Genomic DNA, 20,329 nt, shown 5'->3' on the forward strand with positions numbered 1-20,329 from the left:
ATCCCCACCTAACGAACTGAGGTGGGGAGTTTTATGTTTATTTTTCTTTGCCATAAATTGTTACATAATAGCGCGATAATTGTTAACGTTGCTCCAGCGATTTCAATTTTATCGACTGTATAACCTCGAAAGATAGAACCGATCAGTGCAAGAATAGGAACTAAATTCATAAATAATATGCCGTTAATAGATGAAATATAGCGATTTCCCATATTCCAGCAAAATACAGCGATAACTCCTGCGATAATCGACATATAAAAGAGCTCAAAACGAACGCTCACAACTTTACGCAGTGACGGCATAGTAACTATATTTGTGTACGTTAAGAAAGTAACAATAACGATGAGTGAAATGGAGCCAAATAAACAAGTTAATGTCGTGTACCTAAGTGGTGACCAGGATTGAAAACGAGCACCTCCGTTTGTATAAATGACCCAGCAAGTAACGCCGCATAGCATTAATATATTTGTCGATAAGTTACTTGCAGCTCCAAATAATAAGTGAATGCTTCCTTTTGAAATGACAAGCATAACACCGAATAATGCAACGAACATACAAAGAAACGTGTAGTTTTGTGGGCGACGATTTTTCGTTACCCATTGCAGTGATAAGGCGATCAGTGGCATAAGAGACTGAATCATAGCTGCATGAATTGCTCCGGAAGGTCCAGCAAGTTGTTGTCCGTAGAAAACGAGAAAACCATATCCTGCGAAACCGACTGTCCCGTAAAAGAACAGAGAAAGTGTTCTTTTTTCTAAGCGGAGTGAAGTCTTCCCTTCAGTAATTAATAGCAAAATAAGAAAAATAATAGCTGCTGATCCATAGCGAATCGTTGTGAAGAAGAACGGATCGATAAATTGCAGGGCATTTGCCATTACAGGAAACATAAATCCCCAGGCAGTTACGGCGAGTAAGCATAGAAAGGATCCGAGTAGCATTTGTTTTTTGTTCAAGAGTATCTTTCCCCTTTACATTTCGTTATAGTAAGTTGATGAAATAAGTATAAAGAGTAATTGTTTATAGGAGGAAATATCGATTTCTTATAACGGTTATAACTTTTTGTTAGAGGTGTGTACGATGGATTTGGAGGCAGTACGATCGTTTATCGAAGTGAAGCATACGCGAAGTTTATCAAAGGCAAGTAAGATTTTACATATATCTCAACCAGCGCTTAGTAAGCAAATTCAAAAGTTAGAAGCGGATTTAGAGGTTACTTTACTTAAGCGTTCTGCGCAAGGAGTGGAGTTAACGGAGGCAGGAGAGTTATTTATAAAAAGAATGCTACCGATTTTGGAACAAATAAATGAAGTGAAAACAGAAATGAGGGGGTATCAAGAGAACCGAAAGTTTTCAATTGGTATACTACCGAGTTTAGCAGAGCATTACATATTAAAATGTAAAGATGTATTAGGTGATGAGTTCGAAGTAGAGTGGCAAATTGGACATACGGAAGTATTAAGAGATTTATTTAAAGCGCGGGAGATTGACGCGATGTTCATTGATTCAGTAGTAGAAGGTGCTACGTATATAAAAGAAGTGCAACAAGAGAAAATTGTTTGTGCCGTTTCAAATAATCATCCGTATAAAGAGAAGAAAGTCATTCAAATAGAAGAGCTGCAAAATGAAAAATTAATTGTATATCCAGAAATATGCGATGTAAGGAAAATGATTATGAACATGTTTCATGAGATAGGTGTAAAGCCAACTATAGCTGTGGAAACATCTTACGCAGAACCGATGCTTACAATGGTAAAAGCTGGACTTGGTATCACGTTACTTCCAGAAAGGGCAGTAGAGCAGTCTGTAAGGCAGGGAAATGTACATGTAATTTCTGTTGAACCACCACTCATGCGGAAAATTTATTTCGTATCTCATACGAAAGATTGTTTGTTATTACAATCATTTGAGGATAGGTATTGAGGTAGGCGGAATATTGAGAAAGATTACAATCGCATTGAAAGAAACATGAAATTTTAAAAAAAACTAGGTCAAAAACAAGCCATTACATGGTATGATTAGTACATTGTTAGTTGTTAAATATAGGGGAATTCCCTTTTTATACATAATGCCTTCCATTTCATAAACGGAACGGACAAAAAAAGAGATATAACTAGGAGGCTTTTTTGCATGGATTCTATCCTGACGATCGTTATCATTGTAGTAAGCTCTATTCTAGTGCTGCTCATGATAGAGCTTGTGATAAGAAATCGTTCATATAAAGATATTGAAGCACTGGAGCAGTGGAAACAAGAGATAAAAGATAAACCTGTGGCAGATGAACTAAAACGGGTAAAAGATTTAAACATGACGGGTCAAACAGAAGAACTGTTTGGTAAATGGCGTGAAGAATGGGATGAAATTGTATCAACAACCCTTCCGAAAGCGGACAAAGATTTAGCGCAAGCGCGAAAATTCGCCTCGCAATTCTCCTTCCGAAAAGCAAAGCATGCGATGAACGAATCCATAAGTGGTTTAGATGACGCTGATAATCGTATTACAGGTGTTTTAAATGAATTACAGCAATTGTTAGAAAGCCATGAGAAAAATAGCTCGGAAATTGAAGGGTTACGTGATACATATCGTAGTATGAAAAAGAGTGTTCTTGCTCATAGACATATGTATGGAGCAGCAGAGCAGAAAATCGAAGAGATGCTAGACGCTGAATCTAATAAATTTAAAAGCTTTGAAGAAGCAACAGATAATGGTGACTACTTAAAAGCGAGAGAAATTGTTATTAGTTTAGAAGAAGGTTTAGCAAGTTTAGAAATCATTATTCACCAAATTCCAGATTTATTAGTAGAGTGTCAAGCGACGCTACCAGTTCAACTGGAAGATTTATTACAGGGTCATAATGATATGGTAAGACAAGGTTATGTATTAGAGTATTTGGAAATCCCTAAAGAAGTTCGTGATATGACGACACAACTAAACACATGTTTAATGGATATACAGGAGCTTCATATAACAGAAGCGGCTGAAAAAGTGGAAGACTTAAAAACTCGTTTAGATGGTTTCTATGATCAACTTGAGCAAGAGGTGCATGCGAGACATTATGTGGAGCAAAAAACACTTTCTGTTTATGAAGACTTAGAAGAAATACGTATCGAAACGATTGAAACGAAAACAGAAACACAACTTGTGAAACAAAGCTATCAATTGCAAGATAAGGATATTGAATCTCAAAAAGTAATTGAAAAGCAAATGCACATTTTAACGAAACGTTTTGAAATGCTACAATTACGCGTTGCTGAACAAGATATTGCCTTCTCTATTATTCGTGAGGAACTAGAAGAGGTTTATGAGCAATGTGAAACGTTAAAAGTACTTCATGCAGAATATAAAGAAATGCTGCAAACGATGCGTAAAGAAGAATTTGAAGCGCGTGAGAAGTTACAAGAAATGCGAAATACTATTTTCGAAACGAAACGCTTTATGCAAAAGTCGAATTTGCCAGGTCTTCCAGAGAGTATTATGGAAGATTTAAAAAGAGGGCAAATGGCAATGCGAGCTGTATATGAACAATTAGAAGTGAAGCCGTTAAATATGAACGCTGTAAATAGCAGTTTAGAAGAAGCATACACAACTGTGAACGGTGTAGCTGAAATGACAGAAGAGTTAATTGGACAAGCGTATTTAGTTGAAAAATTAATTCAATACGGTAACCGTTACCGCAGTCATGATGAGAGCCTTGCAGAAAGCTTAAATTATGCGGAGAAATTATTCCGTGAATATCAATACGATGCAGCTTTAGAACAAGCCGCTTCTGTACTAGAGCAACTTGAACCTGGTGTTGTTCAAAAAATAGCTGAATATGTAGACAATGAACAAACCCTTTCATAAAGGGTTTGTTTTTTTGTGTAATTTTGCAGGCGATGTTGCTATAATGAATAGCGGAATACAGCAAGGTTATTCGTTTCAAAATAAAGTGAAACTGTAATCAGTGGGGGGATCTCACTAATTATTATTATTCACTAATCGGGATAAAACGGAACCTTTGCGTAGTCTTAGCGTAATGACACGTATTTATGATATGATTATATGATGTGATAGCGCTGAAAGGGGAAGAACCATGATCTATTTTGATAATAGTGCGACGACGAAGCCATATCCAGAAGCCCTTCAATCGTACGTGACGGTTGCTGGGAAATATTTTGGTAATCCTTCTTCTATTCATTCGCTTGGAGGAGAGGCAGAGCGTCTATTAACACAATCAAGAACGATTGCAGCGCAGCTTCTTCACGTTAAACCTTCTGAAATTATTTTCACATCAGGTGGAACGGAAGGAAACAACCTTGCGATTAAAGGGATAGCAATGAGGAATCGTTCGCGCGGCAAACATATCATTACAACAAATATTGAACACGCGTCTGTGTTTGAGGCATATAAGCAATTAGAAGAACTCGGATTTGATGTAACATATTTACCGGTTAACGAGCACGGTGTTGTATCGGTAGAGGATGTAAAACGAGCAATTCGTGAAGATACGATTCTTGTATCAATTATTCATGTGAACAACGAAACTGGAGCAATTCAGCCCGTTGCTGAAATTGGAACGTTATTATCGAATCATCCGAAAATAAGATTCCATGTAGATCATGTACAAGGGATAGGAAAAGTACCGCTTGATTTATATGCTTCTCATATTGATCTTTGCTCAATATCTGGACATAAATTCCACAGTGTAAAAGGAACGGGTCTTCTTTATATACGTGATGGCGTAAGATTAGATCCGATTTTATCAGGTGGTCAACAAGAGCTTAAGTATCGCTCTGGTACAGAGAATTTACCTGGCATTGTAGCGATGGTGAAAGCACTTCGCATGACAATGGAACAAGTGAAAGAGAAGGTAGCTCATTTGCAAGGTTTACAAGCGGAGCTTGTCAGCTTCTTTAAAGGGATGGAAGATGTGACGATTAATACATCGCTTGCATATGCAGCACCGCATATTTTAAATGTATCATTTGTTGGTTTAAAACCAGAAGTAGTCGTTCATGCTTTAGAAGAACACGGTGTATATGTGTCAACGAAATCAGCTTGTTCTTCAAAAGCAAATGAAGTAAGCAGAGTGTTAGTGTCGATGGGAGTGCCGCATGCAGCAGCTGCAAGCGCTATTCGTATTAGTTTGGCACCAGACAACACGATGGAAGAAGTAAAACAATTTGAAGGTATTGTAAAAGAGACAATGCCAAAATTATATGAAGTGATGAGGTAAAGAAATATGATGACATATGAATATATTTTAGTGCGTTACGGAGAAATGACGACAAAAGGTAAGAACCGTTCTAAATTTGTAAGCACATTAAAAGATAACGTGAAGTTCAAACTGAAAAAGTTCCCAAATATTAAAATTGATGCAACGCATGACCGTATGTACATCCAGTTAAACGGTGAAGATCATGAGGCAATCTCTGAAAGATTGAAAGACGTATTTGGTATTCATAAGTTTAACTTAGCGATGAAAGTACCATCAGAATTAGAAGACATTAAAAAAGGTGCATTAGCAGCTTTCTTACAAGTAAAAGATGATGTGAAAACATTTAAAATTACAGTGCACCGTTCTGATAAGCGCTTCCCAATGAAGACGATGGAGTTACTTCCAGAAATCGGTGGGCACATTTTAGAAAATACAGAGGATATCACAGTAGATGTTCATAATCCAGATGTGAATGTACGTATAGAAATTCGCAGTGGTTACAGTTATATTATGTGTGGTGAGCACATGGGAGCTGGCGGTTTACCAGTTGGCGTTGGTGGAAAAGTAATGGTACTTCTTTCTGGTGGTATTGATAGCCCGGTAGCAGCGTACTTAACGATGAAACGCGGCGTATCTGTGGAAGCAGTTCACTTCCATAGCCCACCTTTCACAAGTGAGCGTGCAAAACAAAAAGTAATTGATTTAGCACAAGGGTTAACGAAATACTGTAAACGTGTAACGCTGCACCTTGTTCCGTTTACAGAAGTGCAAAAAACGATTAATAAAGAAATCCCATCTAGCTATTCAATGACGGTTATGCGCCGTATGATGATGCGTATTACAGAGCAGATTGCTGAGGAGCGTAATGCACTTGCAATTACGACTGGTGAAAGTCTTGGACAAGTAGCAAGCCAAACATTAGATAGTATGCATACGATTAACGAAGTAACAAACTACCCAGTTATTCGTCCGCTTATTACGATGGATAAATTAGAAATTATTAAAATTGCTGAAGAAATCGGCACGTATGATATTTCAATTCGTCCATACGAAGATTGCTGTACAGTATTCACACCAGCTAGCCCGGCGACGAAGCCGAAGCGTGAAAAAGCAAATCGATTTGAAGCGAAATACGATTTCACACCGTTAATCGAAGAAGCTGTAGCGAACAAAGAAACAATGGTATTACAAACAGTTGAAGTAGTGGCGGAAGAAGAAAAATTCGAAGAACTTTTCTAAAACCATAAATTACCATATCTAAAATGTGTATGAAGTCATGTTATTTATCACACTCTATACTCACAAGGAGGTGATATAACATGGCACGTAGCACAAATAAATTAGCGGTTCCTGGTGCTGAATCAGCATTAGACCAAATGAAATACGAAATCGCTCAAGAGTTTGGTGTTCAACTTGGAGCGGATGCAACATCTCGCGCTAACGGTTCTGTTGGTGGCGAAATTACAAAACGTCTAGTTTCACTAGCTGAGCAACAATTAGGCGGTTACCAAAAATAATCCCATATACGATGGCTTAGAAAGAGCGGGTTTTCCCGCTCTTTCTTTTTGTTGTTCATATTAGTATAAATTTATTTCGACAAAAGCATAAAAAAATTGTCAAAAGAAGAGGGTTCAAAATTTACTGAAAATTCTTTATTATATAAGGGAGGCATAAAGAAAAAGGAGGATGTTTATGAAGAGAGAGGAATTGTTGGCACCACCATCTTATAATTTAGTTTCAGAAATAGAGAAATATACAGATGATAAAGAGAAGCTTGCTTTAATTTGGCAAGATGATAAAGGGAATAGACGAGAAGTTACATATTTTGAATTAATGCAAGGTGCGAACAAAATTGGAAACGCTTTTATAAAAAGTGGCTTACAAAAAGGGGACAAGCTCCTTATTATGATGCCACGTTTAATTGAAGCTTACATGACGTATATCGCTGCGATTAAAGCGGGATTTGTCGTAATTCCGAGTTCGGAAATGTTGCGTAAAAAAGATATCGAATACCGCATTGAACACGGAGAAGTAAAAGCCATAGTAAGCTATGAGCCGTACATTGGACAGTTTGATGATATAGAAGCAATGGAATCTCTTCAAAAATTCGTCCTGAGCGAGCAGTCAGTAGACGGATGGATCAATTTAAAAACAGCATTAGAAACAGAAAGTGACATGTTAGAAATGGCGAAAACAGATAAAGAAGATATGGTCTTTTTATCTTACACGTCAGGGACGACAGGAAACCCGAAAGGTGTCGTTCATACGCACGCGTGGGCATACGCTCATTTACGTACAAGCGCCCCAAATTGGCTCGGAATTGAAGAGAATGATGTTGTATGGGCAACGGCTAGTCCAGGGTGGCAAAAGTGGATTTGGAGCCCGTTTTTAGCAACTCTCGGTTCAGGGGCAACAGGATTTGTGTACAACGGTAAGTTTGAACCGAAAACGTATTTAAATTTATTAGACGATAATAAGGTGAATGTGCTTTGTTGTACACCGACTGAGTATAGATTAATGGCAAAGGTAGAAGATTTAAGCCAGTACAATTTAGAGGCATTACATAGCGCTGTATCCGCAGGTGAGCCGTTAAATAGAGAAGTCATTGGAACGTTCCAAAAGCACTTTCATATTACAGTAAGAGACGGCTATGGGCAAACGGAAAATACACTACTTGTTGGTGTAATGAAAGGGATGGATATTAGACCAGGATCAATGGGGAAACCAACGCCAGGTAACCACGTCGATATCGTAAATGAGGAAGGTATTCCAGTTAAAGTAGGCGAAGTTGGTGATATTGCAGTTCACATTGAAACGCCAGCACTCTTTAAACAATATTATAAAGACGATGAGCGTACAGCGATGCAATTCCGCGGTGATTATTATATTACAGGTGATAAAGCGAAGAAAGATGAAGACGGTTACTTCTGGTTTGAAGGGCGCGGTGATGATATCATTATTAGCTCTGGTTATACAATCGGGCCGTTTGAAGTAGAGGATGCGCTTGTAAAACATCCTTACGTAAGAGAATGTGCGGTTGTCGCAAGTCCTGATGAAATTCGCGGAAGTGTCGTGAAGGCATTTATCGTATTAAGAGAGAATATAGAAAAGAACGAAGAAACGTTAATTCCAACACTCCAACAACACGTCAAAGAACTCACTGCACCATATAAATACCCTCGCAAAATTGAATTTGTAGATGAACTACCAAAAACGATTTCTGGAAAAATTCGCCGTATTGAACTTAGAAAACAAGAGATGGAGATTCCGTCAAAATAATTTTGCAAACAGTGAAGTAAATAGTTGAATGAAATGCAAAACAATGATAATATGAAAACGAACACAAGTTCGATTTTAAAAACTTAAAAAAGAGGTGTCCGTATGATTTTAGGTATTAATCCGTACTTAGTTTTAGATGGTAGTGGGCAAGAAGCTGTACAGTTTTATAAAGAGGCTTTAGATGCAAAAGTAGAAGTCATGCAAACTTTTGGTGACATGCCTGAAAATCCAGAATACCCGATTCCAGCTGAAGCGAAAGAGCGCGTTTTACACGCTACTTTAAAAGTTGGTAATACGGATCTTATGATTTCTGATACATTCCCAGGTCAAGGGCATGCAATCGGATCTCAAGTAACAATCGCAATTCAAATTAGTAATGCAGAAAAAGCAAAAGAAGTATTCGATAAGTTACAAGAAGGTGGAGAAGTTATCATGCCACTTCAAGAAACATTCTGGAGCCCAGCATACGGACAAGTAAAAGATAAATTTAATATTGAATGGCAAGTTACAACGTCTACTACTGAACAAAAGTAATTTTTAGAAAAGCACCATGTTTTGAAATGGTGCTTTTTTTTATACAATAAAAAATAAAGGAGATGGGATATATGGGAGAAATTTGGTATGGCGGCACCATTTACACAATGAGAGAAGAAAATGAAAAAGTGGACGCTGTTTACGTTGAAAACGGTACGATCATTGATGTTGGAAGTAAAGAAGAGTTAGAAAACCAATATGCCGCGGTTACATTGCACGATTTAAAAGGCAAAACAATGATCCCAGGTCTCGTTGATAGTCATATGCATCTTATTGGGCATGGAGAGAGATTACTCCGTCTAGATTTATCAAATTGTACATCTTATGGTGAAGTGCTTACTCTTGTTCAGAAGCGAGTGGAAGAAGCTCCAAAGGGCTCTTGGATTATTGGAGAAGGATGGAATGAAAATAACTTTACAGATACGAAAGATGTTCTTGCGCGTGATTTAGATGAAATTTCGAAAGAACATCCCATTTTATTAAAGCGAGTTTGTCGTCACGTTACATGGGTGAATTCATACATACTGCAAGAAGCGAATATAACAGAAGCGACAGAAGATCCAAAAGGCGGGAAAATTGGTAGGGATTCATCAAATAAGTTAACAGGGCTTTTATATGAACAAGGGCAAGAATTAATTAAACATGTTCAGCCAGAAATTGATGAAGCTTATTTACAAAGAGCTCTGCAAACAGCGATTAAAGATTGCTGGAAATACGGACTTGTTGGCGGGCATACGGAAGATTTAAATTATTATGGTGGTTTTAGAAAAACATATAATGCGTTTTCTCACGTTATAAAAGAAATGCCATTTAAAGCCCATTTGCTCGTTCACCATGAAGTAGCACATGAACGAAAAGAATATGAAAATGAACATTATATTGAATTTGGGGCAATGAAAATTTTTTCTGACGGTTCTTTTGGCGGAAGAACAGCATTATTAAGTGAACCGTATGAAGATGCGAAGGAAACGAATGGGGTTGCAATTTTCTCAAGTGAAGAACTTGCAGAATTAGTGAAGAAAGCACGAGACTTACATATGCCAGTTGCGATTCATACTATCGGTGACTTATCGCTTGAATATGTCATTGATGCACTCGAATTATATCCACCAGCAGAAGGGTTACGTGACCGTATTATTCATTGTCAGCTTGCTCGTGAAGAGTTGATTGAAAGAATGAAAAACTTGTCGGCTATTATCGATATACAGCCAGTCTTTCTTTCCTCAGATTTCCCGTCAGTCATTGAAAAACTAGGCGAGCGTCGTCTTCGTTATGCGTACGCTTGGAAGACGTTACTGGAAGCAGGATTACGCTGCAACGGTGGGTCTGACGCACCAATTGAACAAGTGAATCCGTTTTTAGGCATATATAGCGCTGTTACACGCAGAAGTTTTATTGACGATGTATGCTATATGCCTGAGGAAAGATTAACGGTATATGAGGCTGTTTCTCTATTTACAACAGGAAGTGCCTATGCAATCGGAAAAGAAGCGAAGCGAGGGCAAATTACAAAAGGATATGAAGCAGACTTTACGATATTAGACCGTAATATTTTTGAAATTGAGGCAGAAGAAATGAAAGAAGTACAAGCAGAAATGACCGTAATAGATGGCCAAGTTGTCTATAGAAAAGGTATGTAAAAATATATGAGCGATTATTGAAATATATCGACTTACCGACAAAAATAGCAACTAATAGTTAGAGAAATAAATAACCGCAGAATTATGGGATGCCATAATTCTGCGGTTATTTTAATTCTATAAAAACGTTCTTTGTACTTTTTCCCAGAAAGAGTTGTTTTTTAATTTAACTGTTTTAATTTGTTTATAGCTTAAGCGTACAACAGCTTTTTCCACTTGTTTAATGCTAAGCGCTTCGTTATCCATGCCGATAACAGGATAATCGTTACCGTCTGGTCGTAGTTTTAAAGTTAATGTACGTTCGTGATTTAAAATGAACGGTGAACCGAGCGTACGGTAAGTGTTGTTATTTAATGATGCTAGTTCGCTTACTTGGAAACATGGGATAAGCGGGTCAACAACTGCACCATGCAATGATTTATTGTAAGCTGTACTTCCAGTTGGGGTAGAAACAACTAAACCATCCCCTCTAAATGTTTCGAAGTATAAATCATCAACGTAAACATCTACAACGAATGTTTTAATAATGCTAGAACGTAATGAGAACTCATTTAAACAATAGAAAGATGTACCATGATCTACATCTACCTGAATTGTTGGATATTTGCGCACTTCAATTTCATTTTTTGTAATTTCTTGAAGGGCTGTATCAATGTGATCAATGTGAAAATCGCAGTAGAACGAAGTTTCATCTTTCGTAGAAATCCCTGCGTATAAGCAATCTTCTCTAAAACCAGTTTTACGAACGGCTTGTAAGAAGGTTGCATCATCTCCAACACTGACGATAGCGTTTGCATTTTTTGAATGATCTAATATGGTAAATCCATTCTCTTCTAAAATACTATAGATTGGTTTCATTTTTTCAACGAACGTTGCCTTGTCATCACCATAAAAGAAAAATAAATTGCGACGATCTGCCATTATGTATCCCTCCACTGCAGTTGAATTTTCTGTTTTTCGTGCTACATATCATTAGAGTCCGTTCCCTGATGATATGTTCAAATAATATATTTCGATACAAATTGTCAAAATACCTTTTTATTTTTAGAAAAATTTTTATATTCAATCTTATAAAACTCTGTTTAACGATGAATAAACTTGTCGATAATGGGTACGGAGTGAAAGGATGATACGTATGAAGTGGCTCGTAATTGGAATAATAATTCTTCTCCTTTTTATTTTGCTTATACTATTGTCGAAAATATCGCTTAAGGTGACATTTTTATATTCAGAAATGGAAAAGCAATGTTTATTTCAAGTGAAAATATGGATGATTCGATATACATTTGATGTGTTGGAAAGAATTGAAAAACAGCAGAAAAAGACAGGACAGAAAATCGAAAAAGCTGAAGAGGACGGCGGACTAGATAATAAAATTATGGCGCAACTTGACAGTATTGGGGAACTGATAAAAAGGCTTCAAAAAGTTCATACTATCGTTAAAGATTTTCTCAAACGAGTGAAAATCAATGGTTGGAGATGGCATACGCAAATTGGAGCAGGCGACGCAGCTAGTACTGGAATTGTCACTGGATATGCATGGGGGACAAAAGGAATGGCTGCTGGAGTTGTCGGACAATATATGCATATTGTCGATGTACCAGAATTTGAAATTACTCCTGTTTTTCAAGGGAAGGGATTTGCATCGAGATGCGAGTTAACAGCATCTTTTCGTATATTTCGTGCTATAAAAACGGGTATCAAATTACTCACGTTTATGAGAAGACAAAGATCTGGTACGAATGAAAAATCAGTTCAAGCATAGGGGGGATATAAAGTGGACCATCCAATTCAAGGTTTAATGACAACCGCAATGCAGCATTTAAAACAAATGACTGATGTAAATACAATTGTTGGTGATCCGATTAAAGCGGCAGATGGAAGTGTAATTCTTACCGTTTCGAAAGTTAGTTTCGGATTCGCCGCTGGTGGAAGTGAATTTGGTAAAGTAGAACATTCAGGCCGTCATCCATTTGGCGGGGGAAGTGGTGGAGGAGTTTCTATTAATCCTGTTGCTTTTCTTGTAATAAATGGAGATGGTGTGAAAGTATTACATTTAGATAAGCAAACGCATGTCATCGATAAAATAATTGAATTAGCGCCACAAGCTGTTGATAAAGTGAAAGAAATGATGGATAAACGAAAAGAAGATGATCCTGAATTTCAAATTTAACGAATAAAGAAGCTAATCAATAGGTTAGCTTCTTTTATTTTTTTGTAAATAAAGCGATTTTATTTGCATTATCGATAGGGACAAACTATCATTTACATTGTACATATTTTGTTTAAATAAGGGAGGATTTTCAAGTGGCAAACGTAACTTTTAAAGGTAATCCAATGACTTTAGTTGGAACAGAAGTTAAAGTTGGCGATCAAGCGCCAAACTTCCAAGTATTAGCAAACGACTTATCTCCAGTAAGTTTAGAAACATACAAAGGCGAAGTAAAATTAATTAGTGTTGTACCTTCAATCGACACGGGTGTGTGTGATGCACAAACACGTCGTTTTAACCAAGATGCAGCAGGTATTGAAAACGCGAAAGTATTAACAATTAGCGCTGATTTACCATTCGCTCAAAAACGCTGGTGTGCAGCAAACGGTTTAGAAAATGTTGTTACACTTTCTGACCACCGTGACCTTTCATTCGGTGAAGCTTACGGCTTAGTAATGAAAGAACTTCGTTTACTTGCTCGTGCAGTATTCGTAGTAGATAGCAATGACAAAGTAGTTTACGTAGAATACGTAGGCGAAGGTACAAGCCATCCAAACTATGAAGCAGCATTAGAAGCAGCTAAATCTGCAAAGTAATGTGAAGGAAATGACCTCTTATAAAGAGGTCGTTTTTTCTCATATATCGCTGCGTAACGGTGCCGATATATGAGAAAAAACGTTATATCATATATAACTTGAGAGGGAGCTCTTTACAGGAGGTCGCTTTTTCTTTTTGGAAAAAATCACTTTGTGGTATGATATGAGTTATGTGTAAAAGAGAGAAGGAGGAATGTACGTGAGTCAGACAGTAGAAACATTATTTTCTATTTTTGATTCTTCTGCGGTAGTTTTACGTAAAGAATTAGATGTGACATATTTGGAGGCGCTTGTAGAAACAGGTGATAACTTGTTTGAGGGAGCGATTTTACAAGAGGAATTATCCGAATCAGCAATTGAAAGGCTGAATCGTGAATATAGTACGTTTAATGAAGAAACATATAAAGGTGAAGAAATTCGTAAAGCATTTCAGTTAGCCATCTTAAAAGGAATGAAAGAAGGCGTACAAGCCAATCATGAAATGACGCCTGATGCAGTTGGAATGTTCATGAGTTACTTATTCCATAAATTTATGCAAGGTCAAAACGAAATTACAGTTTTAGATCCTGCAATTGGAACAGGAAATTTAATGACTACAGTGTTTAATAGCGCCAAAGAAGGACTAACAATGAGTGGATTTGGTGTAGAAGTGGATGAAGTGCTAATTAAACTTGCTTTAGTAAATGCAAATTTACAAAAGCATGCAATCGAATTCTTCCATCAAGATGGACTAGCACCACTTTATATCGATCCAGTTGATGCAGTCGTTTCAGATTTACCGATTGGTTACTATCCAAACGAAATCGGTGCAAGTGAATATAAATTAAAAGCAGATGAAGGAATGTCGTATGCTCATCACTTATTTATTGAACAAAGTGTGAAACATACGAAAGAGGGCGGGTACTTATTCTTCTTAGTACCAAACTTCATTTTTGAAAGTGACCAAGCACCAAAATTACATGCATTTATTAAAGAAACATGCTTTATTCAAGGGTTATTACAGCTTCCTGTTTCCATGTTTAAAAACGAGAAAAATGCAAAAAGTATATTTGTTCTCCAAAAGAAAGGCTCTAATGTAACAATGCCAAAACAGGCGTTATTAGTGGAGTTGCCTAAATTCTCTAACATGAAGGCGATGGAGAACATTATGGATCAATTAAATACTTGGTTTGCAACACATAAATAAAGTTGGGTATATGTAACAGAGTTAGTGATTCATGTAGTACAGTTTTATATAATATGTCATATTTTTAAATATATACTAGATTTAACTGAATTTTTTTGAAATCTGTAATATATATTTTTTCTTGGTGTTACAATTTTTTCACTTGAAATATATGTCGGACGATGTTTAAATTAAAATCGTGAGTATAAAATTTGCTAATGATGAAACGTTTTCATATTTAGTAAATTTGATTAGATAAAATCGAGCGGTTTGTGGAAACATCCACACAACTACCAAGAGAAAAAGGGGCGAAAGACTAGATGTCAAAAATCATCGCGATTAACGCAGGAAGCTCTTCCTTAAAATTCCAATTATTTGAAATGCCAAGTGAAACAGTATTAACAAAAGGTTTAGTAGAACGTATCGGTTTAGAAGATAGTATCTTCACTATTACTGTAGATGGCGAAAAACAAAAAGAAATTACAAACATTCCAGATCACGCAGTAGCAGTTAATATGCTTCTAAAAAAATTAACTGAAAACGGAATCGTTAAGTCTCTAGATGAGATTGGCGGTATCGGTCACCGTGTTGTTCACGGCGGCGAAAAATTTGCTGACTCTGTTCTAATTACTGATGAAGTATTAGCTGATATCGAAGAATTAAGCGATTTAGCACCACTTCACAACCCAGCAAACATTGTTGGTATTAAAGCATTCCAAGAAGTATTACCAAACGTACCAGCAGTAGCAGTATTCGATACAGCATTCCACCAAACAATGCCGGAATCTGCATTCCTATACAGCTTGCCATATGAGTACTATGAGAAATTTGGCATCCGTAAATACGGTTTCCACGGAACTTCTCATAAATACGTAACTGAGCGTGCGGCTGAATTACTAGGTCGTCCACTTGAAAGCTTAAGCTTACTTTCTTGTCACTTAGGTAACGGTGCAAGTATCGCAGCAGTAGAAGGCGGTAAATCTATCGATACTTCTATGGGCTTCACTCCACTTGCTGGTGTAACAATGGGTACACGTTCTGGTAACCTTGACCCTGCGTTAATTCCATACATCATGGAAAAAACAGGCCAAACAGTAGAAGAAGTAGTTAACGTATTAAACAAGAAGAGTGGTATGTTAGGTCTTACTGGTTACTCTAGTGACCTACGTGACATCATTGCGAAAGAAGAAGAAGGCGACCACCGTGCGAAAGTAGCACTTGATGTATTCGTAAGCCGTATCCACAAATACATCGGTTCTTACACAGCTCGTATGAAAGGTGTCGACGCAATCATCTTTACAGCTGGTGTAGGTGAAAACAGTGCGATTATTCGTGAGCGCGTATTAGAAGGCCTTGAGTACATGGGCGTATACTTCGATGTAAAACGTAATAACGTATTCGGTGAAGAAGCATTCATCAGCTTCCCACACTCTCCAGTAAAAATTATCGTAATTCCAACTGACGAAGAAGTTATGATCGCTCGTGACGTACTACGTCTTGGAGATATTGGTTAATATATAAAAAGAAAGACGAGATCCTATAGGATTTCGTCTTTTTTCTTTTGGATGTATTTTAAAATTCCATCCGGATATAATATTTTTTCTTTCTGAATGAATGCCTTAATAGGAATCCATTTCGCATACGTTACTGCTTGCTCATCTTGTATATTTAATATTTCCATTTCATATAGTGAGGTGTCTAATAAACGCAAAGAATATAGTTGAATGATTTCATGACCAATGCCCCCATCTAGATGAAAGACATTTTCTAAGCAACCTAAATAATTGGTGATTTCTATCTCCGTATGAAGCTCTTCTTTAAACTCCCGAATAACAGTATGTGCTGATTTTTCACCAAGTTCAATGGAACCGCCAAGAGGACGATAATATGTTTCGCCTTCTGTATAATATTCTTGTACGAGAAGGCGATCTTGATGTACAGCAAGACCGAAAGCTTTTGCACGTGGATACATAATAGAATCACTCCTTATTTGTTTTGTATAAGGACGATTATAATATATGGTGTGATAAAAGTATCGTGTATTTAAGTGTGCGGTCTAACTGTAATTCCATCAAATAAGTCTTTCCAAAATGCTTCATTGTATTGGTATACATCCATAATAGGACATTTCATAACGCAAGTATGTTGTAATCCCCAATCTTCTTGAGTGATAGTTGGTATATCGGCAGGAATTAGTAACAGGACAGAGAATGTATGTGTAATTATTTGAGATAAAATTTGTTCTAGGGAACATGATTCTTCGTATGTTCCTCCAGTTCGAATAAATAATATGGATTCTGCCGTTTCAATTGTAGTTAGAAAACGATTAGTTCCATGTTCGTAGTTTAACTTAATTTCTGTATAAGAAGGCCAAGTAGTTGGTGTGTTTACATCTGTTTTAAAGTCATGACAGGAGTCAATTTCATAAAGGTTGTCCCTTCATCTTAATTTTGCATCATCATCCCAAAATGAGATGAAGGATAAATTTTCTTAATTTAAAAAGCGGTCAAATCGATTTTGGAATAATAAATTTACTTTCGCTAATGAAGGACTTAGCATAAAATCAATAACACCAAAAAATGGTGATAATTCTAATTGATATAATGCCCAAGTAGGCCAGCAGTTTTTTCCTAAGCTGAATTCTGCGTTATAATTTTGTTTTAGATTGGATAGATTCATGTGAAGCATCTCATCCTTTTTGCTATTATTTTATGTCACTCATAAAGGGTATATAAAAAGAGATATACAAGCATATTTGTAAAGAATAAGCAGAAATATGTTACAATAGAAAAAAATCGAACGAGGTGGTTGTTACGATGCGATCGAAGCGAGAACAAGCCATTTTAGACAATATAAAAGAATGGGAAGCGCAATTAGTTGAGCAAGAAGCGACCGATTTTCAAAAAGTGTTTGATAAATGGTTACATACTACAGTTGCGAAATTACCTGAGAAAAAGCGAAAAGAATTCTTCACGAAAGCAGATGGATGGCTCTTTCATTTGCATGCATTTATTCAAAGTTCACAAGCACAGTTAGATGCACGTAATCGGATTTTAGGAACATCGAGATTATTTGATGAATCGATTGAACAGCTTGAAGATTTGAAAGCATTATCTATTGATCAGTTAACATACATAGCAGAGCAGCAAACAGCACGTCATCGTCTATATTCGTTTGTGCAAGGCGGGGCGACAGGTGCTGGAGGTTTATTATTATTAACGGCAGATTTTCCGGTTATGATCGCGTTAAATGTGAAGGCAGTCCAACTTATTGCAACATCATTTGGGCATGATGTGAACAAGCCTTATGAAATGATGCTTGCGTTAAAGGTGTTTCATGCGTCATTACTACCAGGAAGACTTCAGCAATACGCATGGTACAATTTATTGCAAGAGCTGGAGCAAGAAGATTCGTTCTTTTATGAAGGAGACGAAGCAGTGCTACAAACAGCTTCTACTGAAGTTGTGTTAAAACAAATTTTGAAAACATTTTCGATTTATGCTCTTCGTCGTAAATTATTCCAAGGTATTCCGGTAATTGGAATGGCAATTGGATCTACAGTGAACTATCGTTTAACAAGAAACGTTACTGAATTTGCAAATAGATTTTATCAAGTGCGCCATATAGTCGAGAGAGAAAAAAGAGCATAAAAAAAGCGAGAGGCCGAAGCCTTTCGCTTTTTTAATTTGTTGCATGTTTTTTGGACATTGGAACAGATACTGGCTGCTTTTCTGCTGTTTTTTCTGTTTTTGGATAATAAATTAAATCCAATGTTTTTGCCTGTACGGCAATCGAAAGAATAGTAAAAGCAATTTCTGTCCAATTTAAATAATATAATGAAAGCGCAAGAACAATCGCGTCAAAGACGAAGAAAATTTGCCCAATTGTAAAACGAGTTCGTTTACTTAATACAATTGTTAAAATATCGTCTCCACCGGTTGCACCGCCAAATCGCAATATAAAACCGAGTCCAATACCAGCTAACGCACCGCCAACTATTGCAGCTATAAATAAATTATTTGATAAATCTACCGTAAATGGAGAATAATTTTCCATTAAGGAATAAAATAATCCGAATGAAATAGAACCTAAGAATGAATAGCCAACCATTTTTCTACCCAAAAATGAAGCACACAGTAAAATAATTGGGATATCCATTAATACAGTTGAAATAGATGGTGAAATATCATAAAAGTTTTGAATGAATAGTGCAATTCCTACAAAGCCACCTTCTGTTAAGTGGTTTTGGAAGTGAATGTGATATAGCGCTGCTGCTAAAATAAATGAACCGATTAAAACCATAAAAATTTCTTTAATAATTTGCCGACTTTGGATGTTCCTCATCGTTATTCCTTCTTTCCGTAGTTAGTAGTCCTTTTTGTGTTGTAAACTAACTACGCTATATGTCGCTGAAGAAATAACGAATAATCCTCTCGTCCATCAATTCTCCCTACCTTCGTTTTAGTTTAAGTCTTAAAACGACTAAACAAAACGTGGAGTAGGATTCGTCATTTAGCAATCCTGCTCTTCTTTGTTTTGTTTAGTTAGTAACAATTAAGTCCTAAACAAAACGCTATGTGTAAGAAGAGTCTTTTTTTTGCCAAATTATCCTTCGGGCAATCATAATTTCCCCACTCTCGTATTTTTTTCGCTAGACTAAAGTATCTGAGCTGAAAAATACGCTACGTGTATGATTCGTCAATACGATGCCACATGCTCCTTCGAGCGATCATGATATCAAAATCCCTTCCTTCAAGATTTATACTATTATATCATACTTTTAAAAAATGTATGCGGATGGAAACCGACAATAAACGGAGGGAATCTACAAAAAATGTTATGTTTAAATATTTTTGTAGCAAAGCCTAAGTTATTTCAGAGGATTGGACAGTTTGTAACGGTTTGTCCAATAAGTAAGAAAAAAAGGGTTTTATTCCGTTGTGTTCTTTTCATCACTTTTATCTTTAAAAAACGCATCCCAACTAATTACACTTAAAAAAGTTAAAGCGATAATAACGAAAGCACGCATAAGCTTTAGACCTCCTTTTGTACATAGTATATGAATCATTCGATTCGAAATGTGTCATTTTTTTACAAGTCTTAACTATTATGAGAGTATATTAATATAGATAGATGAAGGGGAGAGTAAAGATATGCTAAAAGACATGTTTAAAAGAAAAAAATTAATATGCGTTTCATGTCAGAAAAAAATTCAATATGAAGAAGAACTTGTTGCTTTTGTAAAGTTGCCGAAAGAAAGAAGTATATTAGTTGGTCCATTTGATGTGTGTTTGGCGAAAACAGCACAAGAGATATATTGTAAATCATGTTACGACAAAAAAGCATGACCCAAAGTAATTGAGGGGCATGCTTTTTTCATTGGTGTGCTTTCCCCTCAGATACATTTTGAGTGAGTCGATACCAAAGCCAAAGGTCATTAATGATGGAAGCAAGATCGGCAATTTCTGAATTTAGTTTACAAGAAACTTCGAAGTCTTCTTCGTTATTTAAATGATGTTGTTTTGTATTAATATAGTGCTCAAGTTCTTTTATACGATCAGGAATTTTCCCGCGAATTTGTTCCCATTTTAGTAAAATAGCATGCTGCATTTTTTCGGGGATATCTTCCCAATCTTCTTGTAAATGTGGAATTTCAATTCCTAGATGATTATCGTATAAGAAATACTTTTCCATAAGTTCACCCCCGTT

General features: G+C 36.6%; 20 protein-coding genes and 1 pseudogene. 15 read left to right on the forward strand and 6 right to left on the reverse strand.

Features of this window, described 5'->3' with window-relative positions; all coding sequences use genetic code 11:
- Positions 1–8 precede the first annotated feature (8 nt).
- On the reverse strand, positions 9–953 hold the full coding sequence (locus tag C4S65_RS01470; protein WP_086405831.1) for a DMT family transporter: 945 nt from the start codon (positions 951–953) through the stop codon (positions 9–11).
- A gap of 124 nt (positions 954–1,077) precedes the next feature.
- Between C4S65_RS01470 and C4S65_RS01475 the strand changes: the two genes are divergently transcribed.
- From C4S65_RS01475 to C4S65_RS01510, 8 genes are all read left to right on the forward strand, one after another.
- Positions 1,078–1,920, forward strand: coding sequence for a LysR family transcriptional regulator (locus C4S65_RS01475; protein WP_142391519.1), 843 nt, complete (start codon positions 1,078–1,080; stop codon positions 1,918–1,920).
- 207 nt (positions 1,921–2,127) lie between these two features.
- Positions 2,128–3,840: a septation ring formation regulator EzrA gene (gene ezrA / locus C4S65_RS01480; protein ID WP_061666054.1), complete on the forward strand. Its 1,713-nt coding sequence runs from the start codon at positions 2,128–2,130 to the stop codon at positions 3,838–3,840.
- Positions 3,841–4,069: 229 nt separating this feature from the next.
- Positions 4,070–5,212 (forward strand): cysteine desulfurase family protein, encoded by a 1,143-nt coding sequence (locus C4S65_RS01485; protein WP_086405832.1) that lies wholly within the window; start codon positions 4,070–4,072, stop codon positions 5,210–5,212.
- Positions 5,213–5,218: 6 nt separating this feature from the next.
- On the forward strand, positions 5,219–6,433 hold the full coding sequence (gene thiI, locus C4S65_RS01490; RefSeq protein WP_000989272.1) for a tRNA uracil 4-sulfurtransferase ThiI: 1,215 nt from the start codon (positions 5,219–5,221) through the stop codon (positions 6,431–6,433).
- 80 nt (positions 6,434–6,513) lie between these two features.
- Positions 6,514–6,711, forward strand: a complete 198-nt coding sequence (locus C4S65_RS01495; protein WP_000124491.1) for an alpha/beta-type small acid-soluble spore protein — start codon at positions 6,514–6,516, stop codon at positions 6,709–6,711.
- A gap of 175 nt (positions 6,712–6,886) precedes the next feature.
- Entirely contained in the window at positions 6,887–8,473 is a 1,587-nt protein-coding gene (locus tag C4S65_RS01500) for an acyl--CoA ligase (RefSeq protein WP_086405833.1), read from the forward strand.
- A gap of 102 nt (positions 8,474–8,575) precedes the next feature.
- Positions 8,576–9,007, forward strand: coding sequence for a VOC family protein (locus C4S65_RS01505; RefSeq protein ID WP_000600350.1), 432 nt, complete (start codon positions 8,576–8,578; stop codon positions 9,005–9,007).
- Between the two features lie 71 nt (positions 9,008–9,078).
- Positions 9,079–10,647, forward strand: coding sequence for an amidohydrolase (locus C4S65_RS01510; protein WP_086405834.1), 1,569 nt, complete (start codon positions 9,079–9,081; stop codon positions 10,645–10,647).
- 117 nt (positions 10,648–10,764) lie between these two features.
- Here the strand turns inward: C4S65_RS01510 and C4S65_RS01515 are convergent, their stop codons facing one another.
- The gene (locus C4S65_RS01515) at positions 10,765–11,568 is read right to left on the reverse strand and encodes an NAD kinase (RefSeq protein ID WP_103945112.1); all 804 of its coding nucleotides are present in this window, start codon (positions 11,566–11,568) and stop codon (positions 10,765–10,767) included.
- Between the two features lie 205 nt (positions 11,569–11,773).
- Here C4S65_RS01515 and C4S65_RS01520 point away from each other — a divergent pair, with 205 nt between their 5' ends.
- The 5 genes from C4S65_RS01520 (at position 11,774) to ackA (ending at position 16,134) form a co-directional block, all read left to right on the forward strand.
- Complete coding sequence (locus tag C4S65_RS01520; RefSeq protein ID WP_042972715.1) at positions 11,774–12,412, forward strand: DUF2953 domain-containing protein; 639 nt, start codon at positions 11,774–11,776, stop codon at positions 12,410–12,412.
- Positions 12,413–12,424: 12 nt separating this feature from the next.
- Positions 12,425–12,820 (forward strand): GerW family sporulation protein, encoded by a 396-nt coding sequence (gene ytfJ / locus C4S65_RS01525; RefSeq protein WP_000350003.1) that lies wholly within the window; start codon positions 12,425–12,427, stop codon positions 12,818–12,820.
- Between the two features lie 134 nt (positions 12,821–12,954).
- A complete protein-coding gene (tpx, locus tag C4S65_RS01530; protein WP_000024527.1) occupies positions 12,955–13,455 on the forward strand; it encodes a thiol peroxidase in 501 nt (166 codons plus the stop codon).
- 199 nt (positions 13,456–13,654) lie between these two features.
- Positions 13,655–14,641 carry a class I SAM-dependent methyltransferase gene (locus C4S65_RS01535; protein ID WP_000084365.1) on the forward strand — a complete coding sequence of 329 codons (987 nt, stop codon included), beginning with the start codon at positions 13,655–13,657 and terminating at the stop codon, positions 14,639–14,641.
- A 299-nt stretch (positions 14,642–14,940) separates the two neighbouring features.
- Complete coding sequence (ackA, locus tag C4S65_RS01540) at positions 14,941–16,134, forward strand: acetate kinase (protein WP_000034570.1); 1,194 nt, start codon at positions 14,941–14,943, stop codon at positions 16,132–16,134.
- A 23-nt stretch (positions 16,135–16,157) separates the two neighbouring features.
- Here the strand turns inward: ackA and C4S65_RS01545 are convergent, their stop codons facing one another.
- Both C4S65_RS01545 and C4S65_RS34885 read right to left on the reverse strand, forming a co-directional pair.
- Positions 16,158–16,592, reverse strand: coding sequence for an NUDIX hydrolase (locus C4S65_RS01545; RefSeq protein ID WP_000283505.1), 435 nt, complete (start codon positions 16,590–16,592; stop codon positions 16,158–16,160).
- A 71-nt stretch (positions 16,593–16,663) separates the two neighbouring features.
- Positions 16,664–17,299 (reverse strand): annotated as a pseudogene (locus tag C4S65_RS34885) (DUF1796 family putative cysteine peptidase).
- 137 nt (positions 17,300–17,436) lie between these two features.
- Between C4S65_RS34885 and C4S65_RS01555 the strand changes: the two are divergent.
- Positions 17,437–18,270, forward strand: coding sequence for an EcsC family protein (locus C4S65_RS01555; protein WP_061666056.1), 834 nt, complete (start codon positions 17,437–17,439; stop codon positions 18,268–18,270).
- 31 nt (positions 18,271–18,301) lie between these two features.
- Here C4S65_RS01555 and C4S65_RS01560 read toward each other — a convergent pair whose 3' ends face one another.
- Positions 18,302–18,964 (reverse strand): YitT family protein, encoded by a 663-nt coding sequence (locus C4S65_RS01560; RefSeq protein WP_001244514.1) that lies wholly within the window; start codon positions 18,962–18,964, stop codon positions 18,302–18,304.
- Positions 18,965–19,773: 809 nt separating this feature from the next.
- On the opposite strand from C4S65_RS01560, the gene C4S65_RS01575 reads away from it, so the two are divergent.
- A complete protein-coding gene (locus tag C4S65_RS01575) occupies positions 19,774–19,968 on the forward strand; it encodes a hypothetical protein (RefSeq protein ID WP_000910294.1) in 195 nt (64 codons plus the stop codon).
- A gap of 28 nt (positions 19,969–19,996) precedes the next feature.
- Here the strand turns inward: C4S65_RS01575 and C4S65_RS01580 are convergent, their stop codons facing one another.
- The gene (locus C4S65_RS01580) at positions 19,997–20,314 is read right to left on the reverse strand and encodes a hypothetical protein (RefSeq protein ID WP_000417222.1); all 318 of its coding nucleotides are present in this window, start codon (positions 20,312–20,314) and stop codon (positions 19,997–19,999) included.
- Positions 20,315–20,329 lie beyond the last annotated feature (15 nt).

Source organism: Bacillus sp. ok061, from assembly GCF_900108285.1.
Classification (GTDB): domain Bacteria; phylum Bacillota; class Bacilli; order Bacillales; family Bacillaceae_G; genus Bacillus_A; species Bacillus_A thuringiensis_S.

Bases quoted from the DNA above. Each gene is read 5' to 3' on its own strand.
- C4S65_RS01475 (WP_142391519.1), top strand. From the start codon at position 1,078: ATGGATTTGGAGGCAGTACGATCGTTTATCGAAGTGAAGCATACGCGA.
- ezrA (WP_061666054.1), top strand. From the start codon at position 2,128: ATGGATTCTATCCTGACGATCGTTATCATTGTAGTAAGCTCTATTCTA.
- C4S65_RS01485 (WP_086405832.1), top strand. From the start codon at position 4,070: ATGATCTATTTTGATAATAGTGCGACGACGAAGCCATATCCAGAAGCC.
- thiI (WP_000989272.1), top strand. From the start codon at position 5,219: ATGATGACATATGAATATATTTTAGTGCGTTACGGAGAAATGACGACA.
- C4S65_RS01495 (WP_000124491.1), top strand. From the start codon at position 6,514: ATGGCACGTAGCACAAATAAATTAGCGGTTCCTGGTGCTGAATCAGCA.
- C4S65_RS01500 (WP_086405833.1), top strand. From the start codon at position 6,887: ATGAAGAGAGAGGAATTGTTGGCACCACCATCTTATAATTTAGTTTCA.
- C4S65_RS01505 (WP_000600350.1), top strand. From the start codon at position 8,576: ATGATTTTAGGTATTAATCCGTACTTAGTTTTAGATGGTAGTGGGCAA.
- C4S65_RS01510 (WP_086405834.1), top strand. From the start codon at position 9,079: ATGGGAGAAATTTGGTATGGCGGCACCATTTACACAATGAGAGAAGAA.
- C4S65_RS01515 (WP_103945112.1), bottom strand. From the start codon at position 11,568: ATGGCAGATCGTCGCAATTTATTTTTCTTTTATGGTGATGACAAGGCA.
- C4S65_RS01520 (WP_042972715.1), top strand. From the start codon at position 11,774: ATGATACGTATGAAGTGGCTCGTAATTGGAATAATAATTCTTCTCCTT.
- ackA (WP_000034570.1), top strand. From the start codon at position 14,941: ATGTCAAAAATCATCGCGATTAACGCAGGAAGCTCTTCCTTAAAATTC.
- C4S65_RS01545 (WP_000283505.1), bottom strand. From the start codon at position 16,592: ATGTATCCACGTGCAAAAGCTTTCGGTCTTGCTGTACATCAAGATCGC.
- C4S65_RS01555 (WP_061666056.1), top strand. From the start codon at position 17,437: ATGCGATCGAAGCGAGAACAAGCCATTTTAGACAATATAAAAGAATGG.
- C4S65_RS01560 (WP_001244514.1), bottom strand. From the start codon at position 18,964: ATGAGGAACATCCAAAGTCGGCAAATTATTAAAGAAATTTTTATGGTT.
- C4S65_RS01575 (WP_000910294.1), top strand. From the start codon at position 19,774: ATGCTAAAAGACATGTTTAAAAGAAAAAAATTAATATGCGTTTCATGT.
- C4S65_RS01580 (WP_000417222.1), bottom strand. From the start codon at position 20,314: ATGGAAAAGTATTTCTTATACGATAATCATCTAGGAATTGAAATTCCA.